This window comes from Glacieibacterium frigidum (genome assembly GCF_007097155.1).
In the GTDB taxonomy this organism is placed as follows: Bacteria; Pseudomonadota; Alphaproteobacteria; order Sphingomonadales; family Sphingomonadaceae; genus Glacieibacterium; species Glacieibacterium frigidum.
On the sequence record NZ_VJWA01000002.1, the window covers coordinates 1,454,854 to 1,478,873 of the forward strand.

Sequence of the window (24,020 nt, forward strand, 5' to 3'; positions counted from 1 at the left end):
ACCGCGCGCGCATGCACCCTCGACTTGGTGCCGCATGGATGCGGCCCTGGAATATGCCGCTAGCGCGCCGCGGTCTGCGTCGGCCCGGTCACGCGCCAGATGACGTTACCGACGTCGTCCGCGACCAGCAGCGCGCCCCTGCCGTCGATCGCGACGCCGACCGGGCGGCCCTGCGCGCGGCCCTCGGCGTCGAGGAAGCCGGTCAGCACGTCGACCGGCATGCCCGCCGGTGTCGCGCCCGCGAACGGCACGAAGATCACCTTGTAGCCCGACGGCGGGTTGCGGTTCCACGATCCGTGCTGGCCGACGAAGGCGCCGCTGGCGAAGGTCGCGGGCAGCCCCTTGGCGCCGTCGCTGAACGCCAGGCCGAGCGACGCGGTGTGCGGCCCCAGCGCGTAATCGGGCTTGATCGCCTTGGCGACGAGTGCCGGATTGGCGGGCTCGACCCGCTCGTCGACGGTCTGGCCGTAATAGCTGTACGGCCAGCCGTAGAAGCCGCCCGCCTTCACCGATGTCATATAGTCGGGGACGATGTCGCTGCCGATCTCGTCGCGCTCGTTGACCGTCGTCCACAGCGCGCCGCTCGCCTTGTTCCATGCCAGGCCATTGGGGTTGCGCAGGCCGCTGGCGAACAGCGTCGTCGCACCGGTGGCGCGGTCGATCTGCAGGATCGCTGCACGGTTCTTCTCGGCGTCCATGCCGTTCTCGGCGACGTTCGAGTTCGAGCCCACGGTCGCGTACAAAGTCGCGCCATCGGCGCTGGCGATGATGTTCTTCGTCCAGTGATGGTTGCGCGGGCCCGCGGGCAGGTCGGCAAGCTTGGTCCCGGGCGTCGTGATCGTCGTCGCGCCCGGCGAATAGGCAAAGCGCACCACCGCATCGGTGTTCGCGACGTAGAGGTCGCTGCCGACCAGCACCATGCCGAACGGCGAGTTGAGGCCCTGCAGGAACACCGACCGCACCTCCGCACGGCCGTCGCCGTCGGCGTCGCGGAGCAGGGTGATGCGGTTCGCGGACGGCACCGTCGCGCCGGCGCGGCCCATGATCAGCTTCTGGATCTTGCCCTTGATGCTGGCCTCTTCCTCGGGGCGGGGCGGCGCATTGCTCTCGGCGACGAGCACGTCGCCGTTGGGCAGCGTGTAGATCCAGCGCGGATGGTCGAGGCCCCACGCGAAGGCCGAAACCGCGAGGCCGGGCGCCGCGGTCGGCTTGCCCGCCTGCCAGCCGACGACCTTGGCGATCTTGACCGTCGGCAGCAGGGTCTTGTTGGGCGCGACGAGGGTCGGGTTGGGGCCGTAGCCGGCCTCGACGGGCAGTGTCGCGGTATCGCCGCACGCGACGAGCGTCAGGGCGGCGGCAACGGGGATCAGGTGGCGCATGTCGAGAGCCTTCGCAGGTTTGCGGTCTAACGGTGCGCCGCGGCGACCGTTCCGGCGGCGGCGGCGCGGATTGCCGCACGCACGGCATCGGGGTGTTCGAGCGGCAGGAAATGCGAGGCGCCGTCGACGCGCGTCACGGCACCACCTAGGGCGGCGACGGTATCGGCGTCGGCCTGGCTGACCGTGCTGAAGCGCGTGCCGTGAAGCAGCGCGAGCGGCCCCTGCCAGGCGCGCACCGCGGCTTCGACTGCGGACGTGACCGCCGCGAAGGTCGCCGCCTCCCACGCCGGGGCGCACGCCAGCATAACTCCGTCGCCATCGGGGCGAAGGCCGCCCGCCAGATAGGCGTCGAGGTCGGCATCGTCCCAGCCGCGGAAGACGCCGCGTCCGTGCCATTGCGCGCGTGCCTCATCGACGCTGGCGAAGCGGTCGCGGCGGCGCGCGGCCTGCTCGGCGAGCGGGTTGGCGATACCCCCGTCCTGCCATGGCGCGACGCCGTCGAAGGGCACGAAGGCGGGTTCGACGAGCACCACGGCGGTCGCCAGTTCGGGCCGGCGTGCCGCGAGCTCGATGCTGACGCTCGCCCCCATCGAATGGCCGGCGAGCAGCCACGCGGGCGCGTCGTAGGTCGCAAGCAGCGCCGCGAGATCGTCCTGATAGACGCGCCACGAGGTCATCGCCGCCGGGTCGGCGGGCAGCGTCGACCGCCCGTGCCCGCGCGCGTCGCTCGCAACGATGTTGAACTCGCGCGCCAAGGGGTCGAGCAGCCGCGCATAGACCTCGGCGCACATCCCCGTCGCGTGCGCGAAATGCAGCCATGGCCGTGCGGGGTCGCCCAGCCATTCGAGGACGCCGTGCCCGGCGCGGACGCTGCGGGTCACCATTCGTGCGGCAGCAGCGAGTAGATCGCGGTGTCGCGGACGTACCCCGTCCAGGTCCGGCGGTTGCGGCGCAGGACGCCCTCGCGTGTGCACCCCAGCTTCTCGACCGCGCGGCACGAGCGGGTGTTGCGTGTGTCGATGCGAAACTCGATGCGCTCGAAGCCCTGCGCGAAGGCGTGGTCGATCATCAGGCGCTTGAGGCCGGCGTTGACGCCGCCGCCGCGCTTGTCCGGGCGAATGAAGGTGCCGCCGATCTCGACCGTGAACCGCGCCGCGTCGGGCCAGTACGATGTGCAGCCGACCACCGCGCCACTATCCAGCACCGCGAACGCCAGCCGCCCCGGCGTCGCCAGCATCGCGTCGAATACGGGATCGAAGGCGTCGCCGAGCATCGAGTAAGGGTAGATGTCCCAGACCTCGGGGTCGGCGGCGCACGCGGCGCGCAAGGCTTCGCGATGGACCTCGGCGAGCGGTACGAGGACGTCGCCCAGTGCAACGTGCAGCGGGTCCACCCTAATCCATCGCCGCGGCGAGCCTTGCCGCCATCGCCTGCCGCTCGGCGAGCGGCGTCGGCTTTTGCACGGTCGCCCATTGGCCGCGGCGGTGCGGCACCACATGGACGTGAAGGTGGAAGACCGACTGCGCCCCACCGATGTTCTGCTCGACACGGTTGCCGTCGATGCCATCGGGTGCGAGCGCGACCAGCTGCGCGCGCGCGACGCGGCGTGCGACGTTCATGATCCGCGTCAGATCGCGTGGCGACATCTCCAGCAGGTTGCGCGCCCGGCTGGTCTTGGAGATCACCAGCACGTGCCCGGGTGTCAGCGGTGCATGGTCCATGAAGGCGAGGACATATTCGTCCTCGTAGACCTTGGCGGCGGGCAGTTCGCCGCGGATGATCTTCGCGAACGGGTTCTGCAGGTCGTACGATCCCGCGACGGCGGCGGGCAGCGCTTGCAGCCGGGCCTGCGGCGCGCAGGCAGCGAGCAGCAGCGCGATCGTAACGGCACGGATCATTCGTCCCCCTTCTCCTCCGCTTCCTCGCGCGCCCGGCGGGCGTCGGACAGGCGCGTCGGCGGCGCGTCGTGGCGCAGGTCGCGCGCGACGTGCGGCTGGCGCAGGATCGCGTCGATGCGCGCACCCGCATCGAAGCTCTCGTCGCGGCGGAAGCGCAGGTCGGGGGTGTATTTGGTCGACAGCTGGCGCGCGATCTCGCCGCGCAGATAGCCGGCATGGCTCGCCAGCGCCTTGATCACCGCCTGCTCGTCGACGTCGCCCAGCGCCTTGATGAACGCGGTGGCGTGGCGCAGGTCGGGCGACACGCGCACCTCGCTGACCGAAACGATCGTCTTGTCGAGCAGCTCGTCGCGAAGCTCGCGGCGCAGCAGGATCGCGGCGAGCGCGTGGCGGACCTGCTCGCCGATGCGCAGCAGGCGCACCGAGCGGCCCTTTTCGTCGGGGGTTACCTTCATGCCTTCCCTCTATGCCGTGCGGCGGTCGCGCGCTAGGGAGCGCGCGGGACGCGAGGGGATGCACGTGGCGGCACTGTTGATGTTCGGGGCCACGGGCGACCTGTCGCGGCGCATGCTGCTGCCCTCGCTGTTCGGCCTCGACGCCGACGGGCTGCTGCCGGCCGACCTGCGCATCGTCGCGACGGCCCGCAGCAAGCTCGACGACGCGGGCTTTCGCGAGATGGCGGGCGAGGCGCTCGAAAGCGCGATCGATGCCGAGCGGCGCACCCCGGCAGCGGTCGCGCAGTTTCTCGCACGGCTCAGCTACGTACCCCTCGACGCCAGCCAGCCGCAGGGCTTCGACGCGCTGAAGGCCGCGGTCGGCGACACGCCCGACCTGTCGATCTTCCTGTCGACCGCGCCGTCGCTGTTCGAACCGACGATCGCCGGGCTGCAGGCGTCGGGCCTCGCGGGCGACGGCACCCGCCTGGCGCTCGAAAAGCCGCTCGGTCACGATCTCGCGTCGAGCGCAGCGATCAACGACGCGGTGCGCGCCGCCTTCCCCGAGGCGCGGACCTTCCGCATCGATCACTACCTCGGCAAGGAGACGGTGCAGAACCTGCTTGCGCTGCGCTTCGCCAATCTGCTGTTCGAGCCGCTGTGGAACCAGGACGGCATCGACCATGTCCAGATCACCGTGTCCGAAACCGTCGGTTTGGAGGGGCGCGGCGACTATTATGACGGCATGGGGGCGCTGCGCGACATGGTGCAGAACCACATCCTCCAGCTCGTCGCGCTGGTCGCAATGGAGCCGCCGGCGCGCTTCGACGCCACCAGCGTGCGCGACGAGAAGGTCAAGGTGCTGCGCTCGCTCCGGCCGATCGGCGCGGTCGAGGTCGAGGCGTGCAGCGTGGTCGGGCAGTACGCGGGCTATGCCGATGAGCTGGGCCGCGCCTCGGTCACCGAGACCTTCGTCGCGCTCAAGCTGCACATCGACAATTGGCGCTGGAAGGATGTGCCCTTCTACCTCCGCACCGGCAAGCACCTGACCGCGCGCCAGTCGGAGATCACCGTCGAGTTCAAGCCGGTGCCGCACTCGATCTTCGGCGACCGCAGCGGCCCGCTGTGCGCCAACCGCCTCGTCATCCGCCTGCAGCCGCACGAGAATATCCGGCTGACGATGATGGCGAAGCAGCCCGGCCTCGACCGCGACGGCTTGAAGCTGCGCGAGGTGCCGCTCGACATCGGGCTCGCCAACGCGTTTGCCGACACGCGCCGCCGCATCGCCTACGAGCGCCTGCTGCTCGACCTGATCGAGGGCGACCCGACGCTGTTCGTGCGGCGCGACGAGGTCGAGGCGCAATGGGCGTGGATCGACCGCATCCGCGCGGGCTGGGCCGCAACCGGCATGGCACCGCGTCCCTATGCGCCCGGCAGCTGGGGTCCCGACGCCGCAAAGGCGCTGATGGCGCGTGACGGGCGCGAATGGCATGACTGAGCCACGCTGGGCGAGCGCGAGCGGGCTCGTCGACCATGTCGCGGCCGAGATGCAGGTCGGCGGGGTCTTCGCGCTGCCCGGCGGCGCGACGCCGCTGCCCTATTTCGCCGAACTCGCCGCGCTGCCGCTGGGGTGGGACCGCGTCACGCTGATGCCGGGCGACGAGCGGCAGGTGCCCCACGACGATCCCCTGAGCAATTTCGGCGCCCTGTCGCGCGCCTTTGCCGAGACCGACGCGGTGCTGACGCCGCTGAGCGAAGGGCTCGAAGTGCCGCCCCTCGACCTCGTCTGGCTCGGCGTCGGCATGGACGGCCATGTCGCGTCGATCTTCCCCAGCGTCGATCCGGCGCGCGACGCCGACACCGGTGTCATCGCGGTGACGCCCGATCCGCTGCCGCCCGAAGCGCCGGTGTCGCGCCTGACATTGTCCCTCGGGACAATCGCTGCTGCCGACCATCTCGTCCTGCTCATCAAAGGCGACGCCAAGCGCCGCGCCCTCGAGGCGGCGCTGGCGGGCGGCACCCTCCCCGTCGCCCGCCTGCTCCGCATGGCGCGGGGGGCGGTCACGATCTTCTGGAGCGCGTGATGCACCCGACCGTCGCCGCCGTCACCGACCGGATCATCGAGCGCAGCCGCGCCGGGCGTGCCGCGTATCTCGCGCTGATCGAGCGCGAGGGCGAGTCGGGGTTGCGGCGGGAGAGCCTGTCGTGCGGCAACCTCGCGCACGGCTTCGCGGCGGCCGAGGGCGACAAGCCCGCGATCCGCGGCGGGCGCGCGCCGAACCTCGGCATCGTCACGGCGTTCAACGACATGCTGTCGGCGCATCAGCCCTACGAGCGCTACCCGGCGCAGATGAAGGTCTTCGCGCGCGAGGTCGGGGCCACGGCGCAGGTCGCGGGCGGCGTGCCGGCGATGTGCGACGGGGTCACGCAGGGGCAGGTCGGCATGGAGCTGTCGTTGTTCAGCCGCGATAACATCGCGCTCAGCACCGCGGTCGCGCTGAGCCACGGCATGTTCGACGGCGTCGCGCTGCTCGGCATCTGCGACAAGATCGTGCCGGGTCTGCTGATCGGCGCGTTGCGCTTCGGGCACCTGCCCGCGATTCTGATCCCCGCCGGGCCGATGCCGTCGGGGCTGCCCAACAAGGAGAAGCAGCGCGTCCGCCAGCTCTATGCCGAGGGCAAGGCGACGCGCGCCGAGCTGCTCGAGGCCGAGGCCGCGTCCTATCACTCGCCGGGCACCTGCACCTTCTACGGCACCGCGAATTCGAACCAGATGATGATGGAGGTGATGGGGCTGCACATGCCCGGCAGCGCCTTCGTCAATCCGGGCACGCCGCTCAGGACCGCGCTGACCCGCGCCGCGACGCACCGGCTGGCGGCGATGACGGCCGAGGACCGGCCGCTCGGGCGCTGCATCGATGAAAAGGCGATCGTCAACGCCGCGGTCGGGCTTCTCGCAACCGGGGGATCGACCAACCACGCGCTGCACATCCCGGCGATCGCGCGGGCGGCGGGGATCGTCATCGACTGGGAAGACCTCGATCGGCTGTCTTCGGCCGTGCCGCTGATCGCGCGCATCTACCCGAGCGGCGAGGGCGACGTGAACCGCTTCCACGCGGCGGGCGGCATGGCGTTCACGATTGCCGCGCTGCTCGATGCCGGGCTGCTCCACGACGATATCGTCACCGTCGCGGGCGCGTCCCTGCGCGACCATTCGCGGGAGCCCGCGCTCGACGGCGAGGCGCTGGTGTGGCGCGATCCGCCGCCTGCGTCGCTCGACGCCGCGATGCTCCGCACCCCGGCCGAGCCGTTCGCGCCCGACGGCGGGATGCGGCTGGTGCAGGGCAATCTGGGGCGCGCGACCTTCAAGACCAGCGCGGTATCGCCCGACCGCTGGACGATTCAAGCGCCCGCCCGCGTCTTCGCAGATCAGAACGACGTCGGTGCGGCATTCAAGGCGGGCGAGCTCGACCGCGACGTCGTCGTCGTCGTGCGCTTCCAGGGGCCGCGCGCCAACGGCATGCCCGAACTCCACAAGCTCACCCCGGCGCTCGGCGTGCTGCAGGACCGCGGTTTCAAGGTCGCGCTGGTCACCGACGGGCGCATGTCGGGCGCCAGCGGCAAGGTCCCCGCGGCGATCCATGTGACCCCCGAGGCGCACGGCGGCGGCCCGCTGGCCGCCTTACGCGACGGCGACATGGTGCGGGTCTGCGCGCGCGACGGGACGCTGTCGGTGCTCGTCGACGCGGCCGAATGGGCGGCGCGGACGCCCGCGCCCGAACCGGTGCACGCCATGGGCACGGCCCGCGAGCTGTTCGCCTTCATGCGCGCCGGTGCCGACGATGCCGAGCGCGGCGCGTCGGCGATGCTGGCGGCGGCGGGGCTGTAAGCTTTAACGCCGTCATGCTGGCGCACGCCAGCACCCATTGTCGTTGCGAACCCTGAACTCGTTGACGGCGGCGTGATGGGTGCTGGCGTGCGCCAGCATGACGAGAGAGTGCGAGGGGACTAGCCCAGCTTCGCGCAGGTCGCGGCCATACTCTTGGTGAAGTCCGACGCCGGGCCGATCGTGTCGCCCAGGATCTTGAGGCCCGCCGCGCAGTCGGTGCGCGCCTCCGCCTTGCGCCCTGCGGCAGCCAGGATGGTGGCGCGGTTGACCAGCAGGTCGCCGTGGTTGGCGTGCAGCTTGCCGTAGCTGACGTCGTAATTGCGCTTGGCGTCGTCGAGCACCGTCAGCGCCGCGTCGGTGCGGCCGCGCGCGCTCTCGACGAGCGCCAGATACACCTCGGCGATGCCGATCTGGTAGTGCGGGCCACCGTAGGCCTTGCGGTAGATCGCCACCGCCTCGCGCAGCGACCGCGCCGCGGCGTCGAGTTCGCCGCGGCCCTGCTGGATCTGCCCCTGCAGCGACAGCGCATCGCCGAGGATAGGGTTGTCGGCGTCGAGGACGCGGCGCTCGATCGCCAGCGCGCGTTCGATGCGCGCCTCGGCGACCGGCAGATTGCCCGCCATCAGGGCGTTCTGCGCGAGCCCGTACCACGACCGGCCGGTGGTCAGATGATCGTCGCCCAGCGCTTTGCGGTAGCGCGCGTTGGCATCGAGCAGCGACGCCTCCGCACCCTTGAAGTCGCCCGCGTCGGACATCACCAGCCCGCGGTTGTTGAGCAGGGTGGCGATCATCTCGGGCTTGGTGTCGGGCGCGGCGCGCAGGAAGCGCAGCGCGCGGTCGAACGCCGCGATGCCCGCGCGCGTGTCACCGCTCCCGGTATGGATCGGCCCCTCGGTTGCCGCCGCGAGGCCGCGCAGGTCGCGGTGCGCGGTCAGGTCGGGGCCGAGCAGTGCTTCGGCGCGCCGCACGTTGGCCAGCGCCTCGTCCATCCGCCCGAGCTGGAAATTGGTGTTGGCGAGCGTCAGCAGGACGCGCGCACCGTCGGGCCCGGCGCGCGGCAGCGCCGGCAGCACCCCCTCCAGCGCGGTCCGCGCCTCGGTGAACAGCCCGAGGTTGTTGTATGCGGAGCCCAGCGTCGCGAGCAGCCGCGCCTGGATCGCCGGCTGGTCGGCAAGCTCGATCCGCGCGCGGTCGGCGGAGCGGCCGAGGATGGTCAGCGCGGTCACGGTGCGCGGGTTCTCGGTCGCGGGGTTCGACAGCTTGAAGGTGCCGATCAGATAGTCGGACGCCGCCTTCGACGCCGCGCTCTCGCGCACCGCGATCAGCCTCTGCTCGTTGGCCTCGATGCGGCGCGCGTTGGCGTAGAGCGCGAGGCCGACCGCGAAGACCATGCCGACCAGCGACGCGACGGTGACCGCGAGCAGCCGCCGCAGCCGCCGCTGCGCCTCGCGCCTCACGAGATCGTCGAGCTTGAGCGCGGTCAGCCCGGCGATCAGCTTGAGCTTGGCGAGGCGCTTGCCGTCGGCATCCTCGCGCAGGTCGGCGGCGATCGGCTCGGCGGCCTCGTCGGACAGGCTGCCGTCGGGGGCGAGCTTGAAGCGCAGCGCCTGGGGGAAGCACTCGGCGTCGGGCGTATCGGTCAGCGAGGCATAGGGGGTGCCGCTGGCGATCAGCGCGAGGACGCGGTGCTCGCCGTGCAGCCGCTTGAACGCCAGGATCTCCTCGTTGACCCAGTGCGACTTGGCCGACGCGGGCGAGCAGATGACGACGAGGAACAGCGCGTTCTCGAGAGCGCTGCGCAGTTCGGCCCCGAGGTCGCCCGATGCCGGCAGCTCGTCGCGGTCGCGGAAGATCGGCGCGACGCGGCGCGGCACCGGGCCGACCGGCGTCTCGCGCCCGACCAGCTTGCGGGGGATGCGGTACGTCTCGATGGCACGGTGCAGCCATGCCGCGACGGTCTTGTCGCGGTGGCTATAGCTGATGAAGGCGCGGTAGCGCGGTGTGCCGGGTCCCTCCTCCGGCGCACCGCTCATCGTGTGACGGTCACGCCGCGACCAGCGTCCGCCGCCGCCGTGCCGCTGCGCCGACCAGACCGAAGCCGCCGATCATCATCGCCCAGGTCGCGGGCTCGGGAACCAGCGAGCCCGTATAGGTCACGTCGAGGCTGCCGTCGTCGCCGAAGGTCGGCGTGTCGAAGCCAAAGGCAGTGAACGAAGGCGGCGGCGGGATGCTGCCGTTGCGCCCGATCGGATCGCCGAAGCCGGCATAGGCGACGACGTTGCGGCCGTCGAAGCTCTGGTTACGCGTGAAGCTGGTGACGCCGGTCTCGTAGGTCAGCGTGCGGAGCTCACCCGGATTGAGCAGCCCCTCGATCGCGATGTCGATGTCGGTGGCGTCCCAGGCGAAGCCGATCGCGTACGGGTCCTCGGGGTCGGTGACGAGATTGAAGTTGGTCAGTCGCGCCGAAGCGTCGGCGAGGTCGGTGACGACGATCGCCTGCTGCAGGCTGAAATCATAGACCAGCGAGATGCCGCCCGAGATCGAGTAGATGGCGTTGCCGTCGCTCAGCACGTTGAAGAAAAAGCTCGACGACGCGATGATGCTGCCCTCGCCGCCATTCAGGCTGCGCTGTTGCACCGACAGCGGTCCGTAATCGTTGCTACCGCCGCAGTTCGGCAGCCGAGCCTCTTCGCCGCAGAACGCGCTGACGAACAGGCCGAGGCCGGCGGGCGTGATCGACGAGTGCAGGATCGGCTGCACCGCCGTCGTGCCGCTGTTGCGGAAGGTGATGTCGAGGCTGGTGAAAGAGCTCACCTGCGACGCGATGCCCGCCGCAGCATTGCCGTTCTGGAAGACGATGCTGTCGCCCGCGACGTCGGAGGTCGAGGAGAAGGCGGCATTACTGCCGAAGCGGTCGCCGACCGCGTCCGACAGGTTCTCGCCCGTGTAATCAAAGACGAATGTCCCCTCGTCAGGGGTCAGAATGATCTGCGAATTGGCGACGGTGACGATGCCGGTCACTTCGGCCGCGGCAGGTGCCGCCAAGACCAGCGCAAGCAGCGCGCTCCCCAACAGTTTGCGTCCCATCGTTACTCCCCTTGCGCTACCCCTAACGAGCGCCTGCATAGCAGGAATTTGGAAAGAGTCGATCAATGCTCGACGCGTGACAGGCGGTACATCGGGAAGGTGCCGTAATCCTTGGCGAGCGCCACGCGGCCGACATAGCGGCAGGCGAAACGATCGGGCGCCGCCATCGCCAGCGCGGCGGCGAAGCTTTCGGTGACGTAGACCTGCCCCGGCGGGGTCACCGGCTCGATCCGCGCGGCGCGCGCCACCTCGCAGCCATAGAAGGTCGGCTGGCCGGTGATCGGATCGGGGACCGCGAACATCGCGCCGTAGTGGACGCCGACGCGAAGCGTTGCGCCGGTGCCGAGCCGCGCCAGCGCCTCCTGCAGCGACAGCACCAGCTCGGCGGCGACGGCGCTGCCCTCGACCACGGCGAACAACGCGTCGCCCCAGCTGTTGCGGCACCTGACCGATGCGGCGTGGACATCGAGGACATTCGCCACGGTGCCCATCACGTCGCGCCAGAAGCGCGGCAGCTCCATCTCGGTCAGGCGCGCGAAGCCGGGGAAGTCGGCGAACACCACCGCCATCACGGCGCGCGCCGGCCCATCGTAGGCGGCGGGCAGCTTGGGCCGGTTGAGGCGGCGGTCGAGGCCGTCGGCACCCAGCACGATCGCCTCGCCGCCCGCGTCCTGCCACGCCGCGACATCGACCGCGGTGCCCGCCACGCCGCGCGCCGCCGCACCGTCCCATACCGCGAGCAGCTTCGCCGGGCCGCCGATCTGGCGGGCGCGCAGCCGCGTCATGCCCATTGCGATATTGCTCGAATAGCTGAACGCCGCCGGATCGCCGATGTCGCCGATCGGCGAGGCGATATCGACCGCGGACGCCGCCGCCAGCGTGGCATCGAAGCGTGCGCGCCATGCCGCGCCGCCGGGATCGACCGACAATGCCGCAAACTGGTCGACCGGGAAGGGCAGCACGACGTTGAGCTCGGCGCCGCGCGCCAGCAGCCGCTCGGCGACCAGGATGTCGGTGCCGCACGCCAGCGCCCCGTACGCCACCGCGACCGGGGTCGCATCGAGCACCGCATCGATGCGCGCCGCCAGCTCGGCCTCGGCCGCAGCATCGGCGAGGAACATGTGGCCGCAGTAGAACAAGGTCACCGGTGGGCGCAGCGCGTCGCGGACCAGCCGCTCGGGGTCGAGCCCCGCACCGCGTGCCAGCAGCTCGAACTGCCGCGCGGTCGTCGAGCGCGCGCCGGGGTTGCTGCCGGGCAGCGCCAGCGCGGCGCGGATGGCAGCCGCCGCCTCGGCATCGCGGCCCAGCAGCAGCAGCGCCTCGGTTCGCGTCGCGGCGCCCCAGAAGTCGGCGGGCTCGGGCAGGTCGCCCAGCAATTGCGTCGCCCGCGCCCGTGCCGCGTCGGCGTCGCCCGCCAGCAGCGCGAGGCTCGCGGCGTTGATGCCGGGGAAGGCGTCGCCGGTCTCGTCGTGGATCGAGGCGTAAGCCGCGCTCGCCTCGGCGAAGGCGCGGGCGCGCTCGGCACCGCTCAGCACCTCGGCGGCGTCCTTCGCCAGCCGTGCACCCAGTGCCCGGGAATCGACGTCGCGCGCCAGGTCGAGGCCGCGGGCGGCATAGTGGGCGCGCGCCGCCGCGGTGTCGCCCATGCGTGCCAGCGCCAGCACCAGCAGGTATGCCGCCGCCAGTCCGCCGTCCTGGGCCAGCGCGGTCTGCGCGAGGTCGTAGGTCGCGATCAGGTCGCCGCGCGCGAGGGCCGCCCGCGCGGCCGCGGTCTCGTCGATCGGATCGGCGATCAGCACGCGACGATGCCGCGCCGCACGAGGTCGTCAATCATGTCAGCCCCCAGCCCCAGGTCGCGCGCCAGTACCTCGCGCGTGTCGTGCCCCAGCGGCGGCGGGGCATTGCGATACTCGACCGGCGAGGCCGACAGGCGCAGCGGGCTGGCGACCGTCGGCACGCTGCCCGCCACGGGGTGCGGCAGGTCGAGCGCCAGTTGCCGCGCCACGACCTGCTCGTCGGCGAAGACCTGGGCGATGTCGTTGATCGGCCCGCACGGCACGGTGGCGGCCTCCAGCACCTCGACCCAGTGCTTCGTCGGCCTCGTCGCGGTGGCGGCCGACAGCGCGGCGATCAGCGGCACGCGGTTGACCACCCGCGCGGCGTTGGTCGCGTAGGCCGGGTCGGCCGCCATCGCGCCCAGCCCCAACGCGTCGGCGAAGCGCGCGAACTGCCCGTCGTTGCCGACCGCGACGATCATCGCGCCGTCGGCGGTCGGGAAGTCCTGGTAGGGCACGACGTTGGGGTGGGCGAGGCCCATCCGCCCCGGCGGCTTGCCCGACACAAGGTAGTTGAGCGCCTGATTGGCGAGGGAAGCGACGTTGACGTCGAGGAGCGCGATGTCGAGGCTCTGCCCCTCCCCCGTCCGGTCGCGGTGGGTCAGCGCCGCCAGGATGCCGACGGCGGCGTACATGCCGGTCAGCAGGTCGACGACCGCCACCCCCACCCGCTGCGGCCCCGCGTCGGGCGCGCCGTCGGCGCCGCCGGTGATGCTCATCAGCCCGCCCATCGCCTGCAGCAGCAGGTCGTACCCGGCGCGCGGGGCATAGGGTCCGGTCTGGCCGAAGCCGGTGATCGAGCAATAGACGAGGTCGGGCTTGACCGCCTTCAGCCCGGCGTAGTCGAGGCCGTATTTCGCCAGCCCCCCGACCTTGAAGTTCTCGATCACCACGTCCGCGTTGCGCGCCAGGTCGCGGACGATGGCTTGTCCCTCGGGGGTCGCGATGTCGACCGCCACCGACTGCTTGTTGCGGTTGATCGCGAGGTAATAGGCCGAGTCGGTCGTCGGCTGGCCGTCGCGGTCGTGGACGTACGGCGGCCCCCAGCCGCGCGTGTCGTCACCGCTGCCCGGCTGCTCGATCTTGATCACCGTCGCCCCCAGGTCGGCGAGCGTCTGCGACGCCCAGGGCCCCGCCAGGATGCGCGACAGGTCGAGGATGCGGATATGCGACAGCGGAGCCATGCCGCCGATGCTGTGCCCCAATCGTGACGCGGGCGCAAAGGTGACGGCGAAGATGAACAAGTAAGCGAATTTTACACTCGTGAGGCTCGTTTTCGCGGGCTCCTGCGCCCGACGGTCATGCTTCGGTCAGGCCCAAGTGCAGCTTTCTGACGTCTAACCGATCTGGTTCAAAAAGTCAATCTAAATCTGATTGGCAGCACGCCAACAGTTCGTGACATCTGCTTCGGTTCCGTTACGTTGGCGCAACCGGCTGACGGGGGGCCGCCGTGGTGCTGCGACACGCCTTGCTGACGATCCTCCTGCTGGCTGCGCGGGGCGCCGCCGCCGACGCGCCGCCACTGGTGCCGCGCGTCGTGCTGCAGGTCGATCACGCGACCGTCGCCAATGTCGCGAGTGCGAGCGCTGACCGGCAGATCATCGTTACCGCCAGTTCGGGCGACAACAGCGTGCTGATCCGCGACGCGGCGACGGGCAACATCATCGACCGATTCCGCCTGCCCTATAACAATAATCATTTTCCGGCGTTCGACCGCTTGACCGTCTCTCCCGACATGCGCCACGCGACGATCGCCGGGTGGGGCTATGCGCCCGTCGATACAATCCCACCGAACACGACGTTCGAGCAGGAAGAGACGCTGACCGTCGACCTGCGCCTGCGCCGCGTCGTCGCGACGGTAACGGGCAAGCCGCTTCGCAAGCCCGCCCGCAAGACGTTCGGACCGCAGCCGCTGAAGACGCATATCCTGCCGAACATCGGCACTCTCGGCTATGGTGCAGACGCCAGATTGCAGCTGCGACCCGCCGCGGGGGCGCCGCGCATCATTGGTCACCCGACGGCGCGCAGCTTCGCCGTCGCATCGGTGTCGCGCGACGGCACGAGGCTGGCGCTCCTGAGCCACAAGCGGTTGGCACCGCGCCGCTGGGCGACGACGATCGAGACGCTTTCGCTCGGCGGCGCAACCGCCGGTCCGGCGGTTACGCTAACCGGCTTCTTCGACCGGATCGTCTGGATCGACGCCGATACCGTGCTGCTGGCGTACGAGGATATGCTCAACGCCTTCGTATACGACACCGTCGACTATGACGCCCCCGGCCGCGCCGCGCTCGTTGACTTGGCCGCCGGCCGGGCGGTCCGAGACATCCCTGCGCGCTGTGCGGTGGTCTCGGCACGCGGGCAGCTGATCGGCATCGGCCGCCCCGGCGACTGCCGCGGGCGCGACCGCGCCGCGCCGGATACCGCGAGCGAGCGCGGGCTGTGGCAACTGGACCCGCGGCTCGACAAAGGCACGTGGCAGCGCCTCGCAGTCACCGGTCTCGAGGGTCTGCGGCTCGAGCGCATCGCCGCATATCCCGATGGACGCCGCATCGTCGTTGCGCACGACACCGGCAACCGCGCCAGCGCAGTCCACGTCGTCGAGCTCGACCGAGCGCGCGTCACCGACCAGATCAACCTCGTCGAGCAGGCGTCGCTACCCAATTGGGTCGGCTCGCTCGCCGTCAGCAGTGACGGTCGCCGCGTCGTCGGGACGGGTTCGTTCCTGTTCTTCTCGTGGACGCCGGGCAAGCGCGCGATCGACTTCCAGCGGGAGATGTCGACCGACCTGCTCGCCAGCGACGGCCGGACGCTCGTCGCCGGCTCGGCGGGAGCGGACCTGAGCCGCGTCGACGCCGAGAGCGGCAAAACCCTCGGCGGCCTGACGACCGACGCCGCGCTGGCCTTCGACTTCCTGCCCGGCAAGCCGGTGTTCGTCGGCCTGTCGCAGAACGGCGGCGCGCGCTTTTGGGATACGCGAACCTGGACCGAGCTGCTGACCGTCTACAGCTTCCCAGACGGCAAGTTCTTCGCGGTCGATCCGGCCGGGCGCTACGACACCAACCTGGGGGCGGACACCAACGAGCTGCGCTGGGTGATGGACGACGCGCCGTTGCAGTCGCTGGGTGCGCAGACTTTCATGCGCAACCTGTACGAGCCCGGGCTGCTGCGCCGGACGCTGGCGTGCGTCGAGGCCGGGTGCGCGGCCGAGTTTCCGCCGCTGCCGTCGATGGCCGACCTCAACCGCGTGCTGCCCGAGGTCGCGATCGTCGAGGTCAAGCAGCAGGGCGGTATCGCGCGCGTCACCGTCGAGGCGCGCGAGGGCAGGAACGCCAATGTCCCCAACGGCAAGCGCCTGTCGGGGATCTATGACCTGCGGCTGTTCCGCGACGGCCGGCTGGTGCGCCAGACGCCGAACCTCGGCGTGGCGCGCGACGAGGGCAAGACGCTGCCCGCGTGGCGCGCCGCGACGGCGGTGCCTCAGGCGATGGAGCATGAACGCTACCGCGAGACCTTCGAGGTCGCGGTGCCCCGCAGCGGCGGCAAGGTGGAGTTCAGCGCCTATGCATTCAACGAGGACCGGGTGAAGGGCGAGACCGCGCGACGCACGCTGGTCGTGCCGCCGCCCCGGACCCCGCCGCGCCGCCGCCTCGTCGTCGTCGCGATCGGCGTCGACAGGACGCGCAACCCGGAATGGCACCTCAGCTACGCCGCGAACGACGCGCGCAGCATCTCTGCGGCGCTCGCGAACGTGCCCGACGCCGATGTGACGGTCATTCCGCTGATCAGCGACGCCGGCGGCAACCGCGCGACCAAGCCCATCATCCGCAGTGTCCTGCTGGCGCTGGGCGGCAATGAGGACGCGTATAATCGGGAGGAGCAGCGCGAGGCGGGCATCGACCTCGCCAAGCTGACCCCCGTCGGCCCCGATGATGCGGTGCTGATCGCCTTCTCAGGGCACGGCACGACGCTCGACCGGCAGTTCTACCTGCTGCCGTGGGACGCCGACGAGGATCAGGTGACGGGCGCGCCGCAGCTGCAGACGATGATCTCCTCGGTCGAACTGACCGCCTGGCTGCGCCAGCTCGATGCGGGCGAGATCGCCTTCGTCATCGACGCCTGCCATTCGGCCGCCAGCGTCGACGGCGGCGGCTTCAAGCCGGGGCCGATGGGCGATCCCGGGCTGGGCCAGCTGGCGTTCGACAAGGGCATTCGCATCCTCGCGGCGACGCAGGCGAACGACGTCGCGCTCGAGGACGGAAAGCTCGGCCACGGGCTGCTGAGCTATGCGCTCAACGAGGGGCTGGAATGGCGCGCCGATGCGAACCGCGACGGCGCGGTGACGCTCGGCGAATGGCTGGACTATGGCGTCCGGCGCATGCCCGGCCTTGCCGCCGAACTGCGCGCCGGTGGCGTCAAGCTGGCTCGCACCGTCGCCGCGCCGCGGCCCGCGGGTGCAGTAGTGTGGTTCGACGCCCCCGACGCCAGCGTCACGCGCGTCCAGCAGCCGGCGCTGTTCGACTTCACCGGCACGCCGGCGACCATGGTGCTGCGTCGCGTGACAAAGCCGGTTAATTCGTTACGCTCGCGCTGACCGGGTACCGGGGGCCCCGACGTGCTGCTGCGACGCGCCTTGCTGACGATCGCCGCGCTGTTCGCGTGGGGCACCGCCGTCGCTGCGCCGCTGCTGCCCAAGATCGTCATGCAGGCGAACAATTACATCGACGTCGCGGCGTGGACGTCGCGCGACGACTTCATCGTGACGGTCAGCGGCTACGAGGGCGAGGTGACGGTCTGGGACGTCGCGCGGCGCGTCATCGTTGATCGCTTCGTGCTGACCATGCCCGCCGACATCGGCAACGACTTCGTGGTGATCGACCGCGTCGAGGTGGCGCCGGGCGACGCGACGGCGCTGGTCACCGGGCGGCGCTTCGCGACCGGCGAACTGCTCCCCGAGCGGCGGCAGAAGTGGCAGGTCGACCTGCGCGGCAGGCGGGTCACGCCGCTACCGGTCGAGACGGTCGCGGGCTCGAAGGCGCCGGCGACGCGCGAGGCCTATCTGGGGCCGTGGGTACGCCGCACCGAGGCGCTGACGCAGTTCTACGAGGAGGACGGCGGGGACGCGGCCGACGCGAAGGCGGTCGCCGCGCTGCCCGTGCTGCCGCGCTCGCACGACGGCAAGTGGAGCATCAAGCGCAACATCGACGGCATGATGATCGCCGGCGGCGGCGAGGTGCGGACCTTCGACACCGATCCGCCGCTGATCATCACCCACGCCGACCTGTCGCCCGACGGCACGACGCTGGCGCTGATCGACAGCGCGACCGCCGCCGTCGATGGCTCCGACCGAATCGAAACGCGCGTCCTGCTCGTCGATTCGGCGACCGGGCGCAGCCTGCCGACGCTGGTCCGGCGCGGCGCGTACGGGCGGGTGCAATGGCTCGATGGCCGGCGGCTGGTGCTGTTCGCGAACGACGACGACGACGGGCGCGACCCCGCCGATCCGGCGTCGGCGGTGATCCCGGCGCCGACGCTGGTGGTCGACATGGTGACGCGGCGCGACGTGCAGACCTTGGCGCCGCGCTGCTATGTCACCGCGATCGACGGCGGGTTCATCGGCGGCGGCCTGGCGAACTGCCGCACCGTCAAGGCCGACCGCAAGCTGTGGGTGACCGACGCCGCCGGCCGCTGGAGCAACGGGACCGACCTGGGCAAGGGCACCGCGATCGACCTGATCGCCGCCGACCGCAAGGGCGAGCGGGTCGCGATCGCCACGAGCTTCACCGACGGGACGCTGGGTGTCGCGGTGATCGACCTCAACAAGGGGCTCGACCTCGATGCGATCCCGATGGGCGGCGGGGTGTTCTCGCGGCTGGTCTTTGCCGAAGGCGGCAAGTCGCTGCTGATCGGCGCGAACGGTCAGCTGTTCCGGCGGCGCATCGGCGCCAGGCTGCCGAACGGCGAGGCGCCGCCCGTGCAGCAATACGGCGCGATCAGCGTGCTGCCGCACCTGCTCGTCACCGACGACCGGACGATCATCACGTCGAGCGTCATCGGGACCGATGTCACGCGCCTCGACCTGGTGACGGGCAAGCGCCTGCCCGGGCTCGACCACCGCAACGCCGTCGCGGGCGGGTTCCTGGCGGGCGGGCTGTTCTGGGCGGTGTCGGCGAGCGGGGGCCTGCGGATCTGGGACCTGCAGACCGACCGGATCCTCGTCACCAGCTATTTCTTCAGCCGCGAGCGGTTCTTCGCAATGACGCCGGACGGGCGCTACGACACCAACCTGGGGGCCGATGCCAAGGCGCTGCGCTGGCTGATGCCCGACGCGCCGTGGCAGAGCCTGGCGGCGCAGACCTTCATGCGCGACCTGTACGAGCCCGGGCTGGTCCGCAAGGTGATGGACTGCGCGCGGCCGCGCTGCACGCCCGGGCTGGGGGCGGTGCCCGACCTCGCGGCGCTCAACCGCACGCTGCCCGAGACGCGGATCACCGGCGTCGTCCGCAACGGCGACCGCGCGACGGTGACGGTCGCGGTGACCGAGGGCCTGGACCCGCGTGCGCCGAACGGGCGGGGGCGGTCGGGCATCCACGACGTGCGGCTGTTCCGCGACGGCAAGCTGGTGCGCCAGACCCCCGACCTCGGCATCGCGCGCGACGAGGGCAAGTCGGTCGCGCAGTGGCGCACCGCGACACGCGTCAGCCGCGACGGCGACACGGTGCAGCTGAGCTATGACGTCGCGCTGCCGCGGCGGGGCGGCAAGGTCGAGTTCACCGCCTACGCCTTCAACGAGGACCGGGTGAAGGGCGAGACGGCGCGCTCCACGCTGACCGTGCCGCCGCCGTCGGTGCTGCCTCGGCGGCGGGTCGTGGTGGTGGCGATCGGGGTCGATGCGACACACAATCCGGAGTGGCGGCTGAACTATGCCGCGAACGACGCCAACGGCCTCGCGGGCGCGCTGGGGGCGATCGGCGATGCCGACGTGTCGGTGGTGCGGCTGGTCAGCGACGGCAAGGGCGACCGCGCGACGAAGCGCAACATCCGCAGCGTCCTGCTGGCGCTGGGCGGCCAGGCGATCGACGACAACATGTTCGAACTCGCCGACGCCGGCGTCGACATCGCGGCGCTGAAGCCTGTCGGGCCCGACGACAGCGTGATCATCAGCTTCTCGGGCCACGGCACGACGCTGGCCGGGCAGTTCCACCTGCTGCCGTCGGACGCGGTGCCCGACCGCGCGAGCGGAGAACCGGTGGCGGGGTCGCTGATCTCCTCGGTCGAACTGACCGCGTGGCTGCGCCAGCTCGACGCCGGCGAGATCGCGATGGTGATCGATGCCTGCCACTCGGCCGCGAGCGTCGATGCGGGGGGCTTCAAGCCCGGGCCGATGGGCGATCCGGGGCTCGGCCAGCTGGCGTTCGACAAGGGCATCCGGATCCTCGCCGCGACGCAGGCCGACGATGTCGCGGTCGAGGACGGGCAGCTGGGCCACGGGCTGCTGAGCTATGCGCTCGACGAGGGGCTGCGCGGCAAGGCCGACACCAGTGGCGACGGGCGGGTGACGCTGGGCGAATGGCTCGACTACGGCGTCGCGCGCATGCCGGGGCTGGCGCGCGAGCTGCGCGAGGGACGGCTTAAGCTGAGCGGCGCCCCGGCCGCCGCGCCGCGCGCGCGCGGGGTCGTCTGGTTCGACGATGCCGATGCCAGCGTGACGCGGGTGCAGCAGCCGTCGCTGTTCGATTTCACGGGCACGCCGGGTGCCCTCGTCCTGCGGAGCGCGGCGCGATGAAGCTGGTCCTTGCCCTTGCGCTGCTGCTCGCCGCCCCGGCGCAGGGCGCGGTGCGCGGCGTGTTCGTCGGGATCAACGCCTATGCCAATACCGGGCCCGACCTGAAGCCGCTGCAGGGGTCGGTCAATGACGTCGTGCTGATCAAGGCGACGCTGGAGGAGCGCTACAAGCTCGGCCTCGATACGCCCGGCGCCGGGTGCCGGTCGGAGAATGCGGTGTCGATCACGCTGACCGACGCTTGCGCGACACGCGCCGCGATCCTCGACGCGCTGGTGAAGCGCATCGCTGCGAGTGCGGCGGGGGACACGCTGCTGTTCTTCTACTCCGGCCACGGCGCGAAAGCCAACGACGGCATGCAGGAACAGGCATACGGTTACCATGGCACGATCGTGCCGTACGACGGGCGCGGGTCGGGGATCGTCGACATATTCGACAGCGAACTGAAAGACCTGATCGATATCGCGGAGGACCGCGGGGTCAATTTCGTGACGATGTTCGACAGCTGTAGTTCAGGCACCGCGACGCGCGACCTGCGACCTGCCAACGCGCGGCGCGCCGGTCCGGCGACGATGCCGCGCCCTGCGACCCGGATCCGTATCGCACCGCCCGCTGCGCCGTCCGCAGGACCGGTAGCGGCGTACCGCGTCCACCTCGCGGCCTCGCGCGACCTAGAGGTGGCGAGCGAAACCCCTGACGCCGACGGCAAGTGGAACGGCAATTTCACGCGCGCGCTGGTCGACGCGATCCCCGGCCCGGGGCGACCCGCCCGGACCTATGGCGACATCATCGCGGAGGTGCGCCGCAAGATGTTCGGCACGACGCAGAACCCCCAGGCCGAGGGCGCGCTGACGACCCCGTTCCTGGGGCTGCCGCCGCCGCCGCGGCGCGTGTTCGACGCCGAGCCGCTGGGGACCGCGGTGGTGATCAGCGGCGGCACGCTGGCAGGCGTGACGCGCGGGTCGACCTACGGCCTCTACGCCAGCGACGCTGCGACGCAGGCGGGCGGGCCGCCGCTGGCGACGGGACGCGTCGAATCGGTCGAGCCATCGCGCGCGATACTGGCCGTGGCACCGCCGCCCGGGGCGAGGCGTGCGCTGGAGCTGGTCCATGCCTACGGCGACGATGCCGTGCGGCTGCGCATCGACGGCGACGGCAGTTTGGCGGCGCGGCTCAAGGACCTCGACCTGATCGTCGTCACCGACCGCGACCCGCGCTACGTGCTCGGCGTCAAGGCCGACGTCGCCGAGCTCAAGGCCATCGACGGCACCCCGGTGGGCAGCGCGATCCCGCGCGCCGATCCGAACTTCGATGCGCGGCTGCGCGAACTGCTGCGCAAGGTCGCCAATGCCGATGCGCTGCTGGCCCTGCACAACGACCGCGGCGCGGCGCTCGCCGACGTGACGCTGCTGCGCGCCTGCGCCGATACTGCGAACTGTCCCGACCTGCCGAAGGAGGGCGACGAGCCCCTGATCCCGGCCGGCACACCGGTGTATGTCGAGATCATCAACAAATCCGACAAGCCGTTGTACCCGTATGCTTTCTATGTCGATGGCGACAAGGGCATCCTGACCCTGATGCCGCCCGCAGGCGCGCGCGACCCGGCGCTGAAGCCCGGCGGGATCCGCGCCGTGCCGCGCCTGCGCACCGCCGGCGTCGGGCGCGACAATATCATCGTCATCATGGCCGACGAGCCGGTCGATCTCGCCAGCCTCGAGCAGGCGGCGGTGCGCGACGTGGCCACACCGCCGCGCAACGACCTCGAACGCCTGCTTCGCGCGGCACGGCGCGGGGCGTCGAGCCGCGACATCGCGCGCGTCGGGACATGGGGCGCGACCGTATTGACCGTCCGGCGCGTTGCGAAGGAGACCAGATGAAACGCCTGCTGCTCGCCGGGTTCGTCATGCTGACCGCCGCCGCACCGACACCGCCCCCCCCGCCGACGCCGCCGCCCGAGGAGTCGAACGGGCGCATCGTCGGTGGCGTCCCTGCCTTGCCGGGGAGCGCGCGCTGGCAGGTCGAGCTGCACCGCATCGCCGCCTTGAAAAAACTTCCGGTCGACAGGGAGCGGCCCGAATGGCAGCGTCGGCACGTCTGCGGCGGCGCCTGGATCGCGCCCGGCTGGGTACTCACCGCGGCGCACTGCGCGGAGCCCGAGACCGGCCTCGATCTAAAGGCTGACTACATCATCCGCGCCGGTTCGCTCGACATCAGCAAATCGGAGGGCATGCGCACGTATCGCATCGTGCGAATCATGATCCATAAGGGCTATCGCCCGGGCGGTCCACCGCCGCACGATATTGCCCTCCTGCGCGTCGAGGCCATCGGCCCCGAGATCCCGGTTGCCGAGCCGCCGGAGCCGATCGCGCTGCCGAGTGCCGCGACGGTGCTGCCCGCGAATGCGCTCGTGACAGTCACCGGCTGGGGCTACCAGGCGGTCAACGACAACAAATCGGTCCCGGGCGTGCTGATGGCGGCGAGGCTGCAGCTGATCCCGACCGCGTCGTGCGCCATCACCGGCACCAGCCGCGCGCTCGACCCCGATCAGCATCTCTGCGCCGGGCCCAGCGATCCGGAAAAGCCCACCGACAGCTGCCAAGGCGACAGCGGCGGCCCGCTGACGTGGCAGGGGCCGCGGCGCAGATGGTATCTGGTGGGGCTGGTCAGCTGGGGGCCGAAGAACGTCTGCGGCGGGGGCTCCCCGGGCATCTACACCAATGTCGCCGCGCATCTCGACTGGATCGAGCGCGCCAAGCTGGGACCGGAGGGACGGGTATGACGCGCTTCGCATGGCTGGGTGGTGCGGCGGTCGTCGCGGCGGCGGCAGGCGTGGCGCTGCTGTCGGGTTGCGCGCTGACCCCGCGCGTCGACTATCACGGCCTCGCCGACGCGGCGCGCGCCGACAACTGGGTACCCTATGCGCTGACCGACACGACGATCGCCATCGGCACCGGCGAGGCGCTCGGCGACAAGCTGTCGCTGGCGCGCGCCACGCCGGCTTGCGACGAGACCGGCTGCGAGCCCGCGATCGCGGCGGTGGCGGTGCCGATCGCCTTCGACGGCGAATTGCTGGCGCTGGCCCCGCGCAGCCGCCCCCTGATCTCGACCGAGATCTCGCCGACCTACTGGCCCGATTCGCTGCGCCTCAAGGTGCTGACTGTCGAGGCCAAGGATCACACGCTGGAGGCGATCACCGCGGTCGGCACCATCGTCACCGGTGCCGCGAAGCTGGGCGGCATGCGCTCGGCCGACGAGGACGACGGCGTCGAACTCCAGCTGCCGCTGATCATCGATCTCGCCGATGCCAAGAAGGCGCTGGGGAAGGCGCAGCCACTGCCGGACAATCCCGGCTGGACGATGGAGGCGCGCTTCACCGACCGGCCGCCGGGGCAGGCGGGGTTCCTCGCGCGCGCCGACCGCGGGCGCGTCCACAACGCGCTGCTGACCTCGATCTGCCGGCCGCTGCGGCTCGAACTGAAGTACGGCGAAACAAAAACCATCGTGACCGTGACCGTGCGGGTCGCCGATCCCGACTGGCTGGTGGCGATCCCGTTCCCGGCGAAGGGCTCGCTGACGCTGCACCCGCTGTGCGGCGCCGACGTGCAGGCGCAGCCCGTCACGCGGGTGACCGCCGACAAGGTCGCGGAGACGCTGTTCGCGCAGGTCGAGGCGGTGCGCGCCGCGCGGTAATTCCCCCCTCCCTTCTTCAGGGAGGGGC

Annotated in this window: 17 protein-coding genes; 8 read left to right on the top strand and 9 right to left on the bottom strand. The window is 71.1% G+C overall.

The genetic code is table 11. The features are described 5' to 3' along the window. Nucleotides 1-59: 59 nt before the first annotated feature. The 5 genes from FMM06_RS16545 to rbfA are packed head-to-tail and all read right to left on the bottom strand — an operon-like array spanning nt 60 to nt 3,732. Nucleotides 60-1,379 (bottom strand): PQQ-dependent sugar dehydrogenase, encoded by a 1,320-nt coding sequence (locus FMM06_RS16545; RefSeq protein ID WP_144335404.1) that lies wholly within the window; start codon nt 1,377-1,379, stop codon nt 60-62. Nucleotides 1,380-1,405: 26 nt separating this feature from the next. Then, the gene (locus FMM06_RS16550; protein WP_144335405.1) at nt 1,406-2,263 is read right to left on the bottom strand and encodes an alpha/beta fold hydrolase; all 858 of its coding nucleotides are present in this window, start codon (nt 2,261-2,263) and stop codon (nt 1,406-1,408) included. Further along, the gene (locus FMM06_RS16555) at nt 2,257-2,772 is read right to left on the bottom strand and encodes a GNAT family N-acetyltransferase (RefSeq protein ID WP_235889363.1); all 516 of its coding nucleotides are present in this window, start codon (nt 2,770-2,772) and stop codon (nt 2,257-2,259) included. The genes FMM06_RS16550 and FMM06_RS16555 overlap by 7 nt, the downstream gene beginning before the upstream one ends. 1 nt (nt 2,773) lies before the next feature. Continuing rightward, complete coding sequence (locus FMM06_RS16560; protein ID WP_144335407.1) at nt 2,774-3,277, bottom strand: HIT family protein; 504 nt, start codon at nt 3,275-3,277, stop codon at nt 2,774-2,776. Then, nucleotides 3,274-3,732, bottom strand: coding sequence for a 30S ribosome-binding factor RbfA (gene rbfA / locus FMM06_RS16565; RefSeq protein ID WP_144335408.1), 459 nt, complete (start codon nt 3,730-3,732; stop codon nt 3,274-3,276). Before rbfA ends, FMM06_RS16560 begins: the two co-directional genes overlap by 4 nt. Nucleotides 3,733-3,790: 58 nt before the next feature. On the opposite strand from rbfA, the gene zwf reads away from it, so the two are divergent. Genes zwf through edd form a run of 3 tightly spaced genes read left to right on the top strand, consistent with a single transcriptional unit; the run spans nt 3,791 to nt 7,600 of the window. After that, nucleotides 3,791-5,209, top strand: a complete 1,419-nt coding sequence (gene zwf / locus FMM06_RS16570) for a glucose-6-phosphate dehydrogenase (RefSeq protein ID WP_144335540.1) — start codon at nt 3,791-3,793, stop codon at nt 5,207-5,209. Beyond that, on the top strand, nt 5,202-5,795 hold the full coding sequence (locus tag FMM06_RS16575) for a 6-phosphogluconolactonase (RefSeq protein ID WP_144335409.1): 594 nt from the start codon (nt 5,202-5,204) through the stop codon (nt 5,793-5,795). Before zwf ends, FMM06_RS16575 begins: the two co-directional genes overlap by 8 nt. After that, a complete protein-coding gene (gene edd / locus FMM06_RS16580; RefSeq protein ID WP_144335410.1) occupies nt 5,795-7,600 on the top strand; it encodes a phosphogluconate dehydratase in 1,806 nt (601 codons plus the stop codon). The genes FMM06_RS16575 and edd overlap by 1 nt, the downstream gene beginning before the upstream one ends. A 119-nt stretch (nt 7,601-7,719) precedes the next feature. Here edd and FMM06_RS16585 read toward each other — a convergent pair whose 3' ends face one another. The 4 genes from FMM06_RS16585 to FMM06_RS16600 form a co-directional block, all read right to left on the bottom strand. Further along, nucleotides 7,720-9,633, bottom strand: coding sequence for a tetratricopeptide repeat protein (locus FMM06_RS16585; RefSeq protein WP_144335411.1), 1,914 nt, complete (start codon nt 9,631-9,633; stop codon nt 7,720-7,722). Nucleotides 9,634-9,643: 10 nt separating this feature from the next. Then, nucleotides 9,644-10,687 (bottom strand): PEPxxWA-CTERM sorting domain-containing protein, encoded by a 1,044-nt coding sequence (locus tag FMM06_RS17320; protein ID WP_144335412.1) that lies wholly within the window; start codon nt 10,685-10,687, stop codon nt 9,644-9,646. Nucleotides 10,688-10,749: 62 nt separating this feature from the next. After that, complete coding sequence (locus FMM06_RS16595) at nt 10,750-12,486, bottom strand: adenylate/guanylate cyclase domain-containing protein (RefSeq protein ID WP_144335413.1); 1,737 nt, start codon at nt 12,484-12,486, stop codon at nt 10,750-10,752. Beyond that, on the bottom strand, nt 12,480-13,706 hold the full coding sequence (locus FMM06_RS16600; protein ID WP_144335541.1) for a CaiB/BaiF CoA transferase family protein: 1,227 nt from the start codon (nt 13,704-13,706) through the stop codon (nt 12,480-12,482). Before FMM06_RS16600 ends, FMM06_RS16595 begins: the two co-directional genes overlap by 7 nt. Before the next feature lie 269 nt (nt 13,707-13,975). Between FMM06_RS16600 and FMM06_RS16605 the strand changes: the two genes are divergently transcribed. Genes FMM06_RS16605 through FMM06_RS16625 form a run of 5 tightly spaced genes read left to right on the top strand, consistent with a single transcriptional unit; the run spans nt 13,976 to nt 23,992 of the window. Continuing rightward, nucleotides 13,976-17,113: a caspase family protein gene (locus tag FMM06_RS16605; protein WP_144335414.1), complete on the top strand. Its 3,138-nt coding sequence runs from the start codon at nt 13,976-13,978 to the stop codon at nt 17,111-17,113. 21 nt (nt 17,114-17,134) lie between these two features. Further along, the gene (locus FMM06_RS16610) at nt 17,135-20,305 is read left to right on the top strand and encodes a caspase family protein (protein WP_144335415.1); all 3,171 of its coding nucleotides are present in this window, start codon (nt 17,135-17,137) and stop codon (nt 20,303-20,305) included. Then, nucleotides 20,302-22,179 carry a caspase family protein gene (locus tag FMM06_RS16615; protein ID WP_144335416.1) on the top strand — a complete coding sequence of 626 codons (1,878 nt, stop codon included), beginning with the start codon at nt 20,302-20,304 and terminating at the stop codon, nt 22,177-22,179. Before FMM06_RS16610 ends, FMM06_RS16615 begins: the two co-directional genes overlap by 4 nt. Then, nucleotides 22,176-23,081 carry a S1 family serine peptidase gene (locus tag FMM06_RS16620; protein ID WP_185965237.1) on the top strand — a complete coding sequence of 302 codons (906 nt, stop codon included), beginning with the start codon at nt 22,176-22,178 and terminating at the stop codon, nt 23,079-23,081. The genes FMM06_RS16615 and FMM06_RS16620 overlap by 4 nt, the downstream gene beginning before the upstream one ends. Beyond that, entirely contained in the window at nt 23,078-23,992 is a 915-nt protein-coding gene (locus tag FMM06_RS16625) for a hypothetical protein (protein WP_144335418.1), read from the top strand. Before FMM06_RS16620 ends, FMM06_RS16625 begins: the two co-directional genes overlap by 4 nt. The last annotated feature ends 28 nt before the right edge of the window (nt 23,993-24,020 follow it).

Bases quoted from the DNA above. Each gene is read 5' to 3' on its own strand.
- FMM06_RS16585 (WP_144335411.1), bottom strand. From the start codon at position 9,633: ATGAGCGGTGCGCCGGAGGAGGGACCCGGCACACCGCGCTACCGCGCC.
- rbfA (WP_144335408.1), bottom strand. From the start codon at position 3,732: ATGAAGGTAACCCCCGACGAAAAGGGCCGCTCGGTGCGCCTGCTGCGC.
- FMM06_RS16575 (WP_144335409.1), top strand. From the start codon at position 5,202: ATGACTGAGCCACGCTGGGCGAGCGCGAGCGGGCTCGTCGACCATGTC.
- FMM06_RS16615 (WP_144335416.1), top strand. From the start codon at position 20,302: ATGAAGCTGGTCCTTGCCCTTGCGCTGCTGCTCGCCGCCCCGGCGCAG.
- FMM06_RS16600 (WP_144335541.1), bottom strand. From the start codon at position 13,706: ATGGCTCCGCTGTCGCATATCCGCATCCTCGACCTGTCGCGCATCCTG.
- FMM06_RS16620 (WP_185965237.1), top strand. From the start codon at position 22,176: ATGAAACGCCTGCTGCTCGCCGGGTTCGTCATGCTGACCGCCGCCGCA.
- FMM06_RS16625 (WP_144335418.1), top strand. From the start codon at position 23,078: ATGACGCGCTTCGCATGGCTGGGTGGTGCGGCGGTCGTCGCGGCGGCG.
- FMM06_RS16550 (WP_144335405.1), bottom strand. From the start codon at position 2,263: ATGGTGACCCGCAGCGTCCGCGCCGGGCACGGCGTCCTCGAATGGCTG.
- FMM06_RS16560 (WP_144335407.1), bottom strand. From the start codon at position 3,277: ATGATCCGTGCCGTTACGATCGCGCTGCTGCTCGCTGCCTGCGCGCCG.
- zwf (WP_144335540.1), top strand. From the start codon at position 3,791: ATGCACGTGGCGGCACTGTTGATGTTCGGGGCCACGGGCGACCTGTCG.
- edd (WP_144335410.1), top strand. From the start codon at position 5,795: ATGCACCCGACCGTCGCCGCCGTCACCGACCGGATCATCGAGCGCAGC.
- FMM06_RS17320 (WP_144335412.1), bottom strand. From the start codon at position 10,687: ATGGGACGCAAACTGTTGGGGAGCGCGCTGCTTGCGCTGGTCTTGGCG.
- FMM06_RS16545 (WP_144335404.1), bottom strand. From the start codon at position 1,379: ATGCGCCACCTGATCCCCGTTGCCGCCGCCCTGACGCTCGTCGCGTGC.